The 3,778-nt window shown below is 72.2% G+C and carries 2 protein-coding genes; both read left to right on the plus strand.

Annotation, left to right across the window (positions count from 1 at the left end; genetic code table 11):
* Positions 1–168 precede the first annotated feature (168 nt).
* Complete coding sequence (locus tag AB0I32_RS27155) at positions 169–2,253, plus strand: M3 family metallopeptidase (RefSeq protein WP_357511823.1); 2,085 nt, start codon at positions 169–171, stop codon at positions 2,251–2,253.
* A gap of 67 nt (positions 2,254–2,320) precedes the next feature.
* Positions 2,321–3,658 carry a M20/M25/M40 family metallo-hydrolase gene (locus AB0I32_RS27160; protein WP_357511825.1) on the plus strand — a complete coding sequence of 446 codons (1,338 nt, stop codon included), beginning with the start codon at positions 2,321–2,323 and terminating at the stop codon, positions 3,656–3,658.
* Positions 3,659–3,778 lie beyond the last annotated feature (120 nt).

The raw sequence follows: 3,778 nt of genomic DNA on the forward strand, positions 1-3,778 counted from the left end.
TCGTCCCCCCCCCCCCGTCCCCCTCCCACGCCCGCGCCCCCCGGGGGGTGCCCTTCTCGCCCCGGTGGGGGGGGGGGTTCCCGGGGCGCCCCCCCCCGGGTGGCTGTCCCACGACTACCCCGCGCACAACGAGCCAGGCAGGTGTGTTTCATGGGTAAAGATGTGCTTATGACCTCTGCGAGCACCACCACCGAGGGCGCGGACGCCGCCCTCGACCCGGCCAACCCCTTCGCCGCCCCGTCCACCCTCCCGTACGAGCTGCCCGACTTCGCGGCGATCCGCGAGGAGCACTACGAGCCCGCGGTCCTCGCGGGCATGGCCGCGCACCGCGCGGAGGTCGAGGCCATCGTGACCAACCCGGAGCCGGCGACCGTCGAGAACACGCTGGAGGCGCTCGAACGCGCGGGCCAGCTCCTCGGCCGCGCGGCGACGGCGTTCTACGGCACGCTGCCCGCTGACTCGACACCCGGCCTGGAGGACATCCAGGAGCGGCTCGCGCCGCAGCTCGCCGCGCACCAGGACGACATCAGCATGGACGCCCGTCTCTACGCGCGCGTGCAGTCCCTGGCCGGCCAGGCGCTCGAACCCGACGCCGCCTACCTGCTCGACAAGCTGATCACGCAGTTCGAGCGGTCCGGCATCGCGCTCCCCGAGGCCGACCAGGAGCGCCTGCGCGAGCTCAACTCCCGGATCACGACGCTGCAGGCCAGCTTCGGCCGCAAGCTCCTGGCGGGCGCCAACGAGGCGAGCGTGCTCGTGACCGACGAGGCAGAGCTCGCCGGGCTGTCCCCGGACGCCGTCGCCGGGGCGCGCGCCGCCGCCGAGGCCCGCGGGCAGGAGGGCTGGCTCCTGGAGATGCAGCTCTTCACGCACCAGAACGTGCTGGCTTCCCTGGCGGACGCCGGCCTCCGGGCACGCGTCCAGGAGGCCTCAACGGCGCGCGGCGCCACGGGCGGCGAGACCGACACGCGCGAGGTGCTCCTGGAGCTCGCCCGCCTGCGGGCCGAGCACGCGCAGCTCCTCGGCTACGAGCACCACGCCGCCTACATCGCCGCGGACGCCACCGCAGGCAACACCACCGCCGTCAACGAGATGCTCGCCCGGCTCGCGCCCGCCGCCGTCGCCAACGCGCGGCGCGAGGCGGCCGAGCTCGCAAAGATGAACGGCACGGCCGACGTGGCCGCCGCCGACTGGTCCTACCTCAACGAGGCGGTGCGCAAGGAGCGGTTCAACCTGGACGACGCCGCCCTGCGCCCCTACCTCGAGCTCGAACGCGTGGTGCACGACGGCGTGTTCAAGGCAGCGACCCTCCTGTTCGGGCTCTCCTTCACCGAACGGCACGACCTGGCCGGCTACCACCCCGACGTGCGCGTCTTCGAGGTGTTCGACGCACCAGAGCCGGGCGAGCCCGACGAAGGCCTCGGCCTCTTCCTCGCCGACTGGTACACCCGCGAGTCCAAGCGCGGCGGGGCCTGGATGAACAGCCTCGTGAACCAGAGCCACCTCCTGGGCCAGAAGCCCGTGGTCGTCAACAACCTCAACATCGTCAAGCCGCCCGCCGGCGAACCCACCCTCCTCGTGTGGGACGAGGTCACCACGCTGTTCCACGAGTTCGGGCACGCGCTGCACGGGCTGCTCAGCGACGTGCGCTACCCGTCCCGGTCGGGCACCTCCGTGCCGCGCGACTTCGTCGAGTACCCCTCGCAGGTCAACGAGATGTGGTCCTGGGAGCCGGAGATCCTGCGCTCGTTCGCCGTGCACCACGCGACCGGCGAGCCGATGCCCGCCGAGTGGGTGGACACCATGCTCGCGTCCCGCATCTGGGGCGAGGGCTTCGCGACGACGGAGTACCTCGCCGCCGCGCTGCTCGACCAGGCGTGGCACCAGCTCACGCCGGACCAGGTCCCGACGTCCGTCGAGGACGTGCTGCCCTTCGAGGCGGCCGCGCTCGCGGCGGCCGGCGTCGACTTCGACGCGGTGCCCCCGCGGTACCGCACCACCTACTTCAACCACATCTTCGGTGGCGGCGGCTACTCGGCCGGGTACTACTCCTACATCTGGTCGGAAGTGCTCGACGCCGACACCGTCGAGTGGTACGCCGAGAACGGCGGCCTGACGCGGGAGAACGGCGAGGCGTTCCGCCGCAAGCTGCTCGCCCGCGGCGGGTCGCAGGATCCGCTCACGTCGTTCGAGGACCTGCGGGGGCGGGCACCAGAGATCGCGCCGCTCCTCAAGCGCCGCGGCCTGGCCTGAGGTTCAGTCAGCGAGACGCCTTCCGGTCCGTGCCGGGTGTCCGGCACGGGCCGGTTACGGTGGCTCCGTGACCGATACTTTTCCGACCGCCACGCCCGTGCCCACCGCCGCCGACGAGGTCATCCGGATCTGCCAGGAGCTGATCCGGTTCGACACGTCGAACTACGGGAACAACGAGGGCCCGGGGGAGCGCGCCGCGGCCGAGTACGTCATGGAGCTGCTGCACGAGGTCGGGCTGGAGCCTGAGCTGTTCGAGTCCGAGCCAGGGCGGGCGTCCGTCGTCGTGCGTCTGGAGGGGGAGGACCGCAGCAGGCCCGCCCTCGTCCTGCACGGGCACCTCGACGTCGTGCCTGCGGCCAAGGACGACTGGACCGTCGACCCGTTCGGCGGTGAGGAGACCGACGGCCTGCTCTGGGGCCGCGGCGCCGTCGACATGAAGGACATGGACGCGATGATCCTGGCGGTCGTGCGGCAGATGGTGCGCGAGGGCCGCAAGCCCGCGCGCGACGTCGTCGTCGCGTTCTTCGCCGACGAGGAGGCCGGCGGCGTGTACGGCGCGCGCTGGGCCGTCGATCACCGCCCCGACCTGTTCGAGGGCGCCACCGAGGCGATCTCGGAGGTGGGTGGCTACTCGGTCGAGGTGGGCGGCAAGCGCGCCTACCTGTTGCAGACCGCGGAGAAGGGCATCGCCTGGCTGCGCCTGATCGCCGACGGCACGGCCGGGCACGGCTCGCAGGTCAACCCGGACAACGCGGTCACGGAGCTCGCCGCCGCCGTCGCGCGCATCGGGCAGCACGCCTGGCCGTACACGATCACGCCCACCGTGGACGCGCTGCTGCGCGGCGTCGGTGACCTCACGGGGCTCCCCGTGGACTACGACGACCCGGCGACGATCGACGCGCTGGTCGCGGCGCTCGGCCCGGTCGCGAAGTTCGTGGGTGCCACGGTGCGCAACACGTCCAACCCGACCCAGCTGGAGGCCGGCTACAAGGCGAACGTCATCCCCGGGCGGGCCGAGGCGGCGATCGACGTGCGCCTCCTGCCCGGCCAGGAGGAGTCGGGCATGGCGACACTGCGTGAGCTCGCCGGCCCGCGCGTGCGGATCGAGCCGATCCACCTGGACACGGCGCTCGAGGTGCCGTTCAGCGGGAACCTGGTGGACGCCATGGTCGCGGCGATCGACGCAGAGGACCCGGGTGCGAAGGTGCTGCCGTACACGCTCTCTGGCGGCACGGACAACAAGTCGCTCCACCGGCTCGGGATCACCGGCTACGGGTTCGCGCCGCTGCAGCTCACGAACGACCTCGACTTCGCGGGCATGTTCCACGGCGTCGACGAGCGCGTGCCGACCGAGGCGCTGAAGTTCGGGACACGCGTGCTGGACCGCCTGCTGGCGACCTGCTGACCCCGGTTCGCCGAAGTAGAGCGCCTGTCCGGGTCTCCCAGGTGCACGCCAGGGAGACCCGGCTCCCAGCAAGCACGCGTCGACGACACCCGGCGCTGAACCGAAAGCACGAGGAACCTG

Origin of the sequence: Promicromonospora sp. NPDC050249, assembly GCF_040656015.1 — a bacterium.
GTDB lineage: Bacteria > Actinomycetota > Actinomycetes > Actinomycetales > Cellulomonadaceae > Promicromonospora.

Excerpts from the sequence above, each read along its gene's own strand:
- AB0I32_RS27155 (WP_357511823.1), top strand. The coding sequence starts at position 169 with ATGACCTCTGCGAGCACCACCACCGAGGGCGCGGACGCCGCCCTCGAC.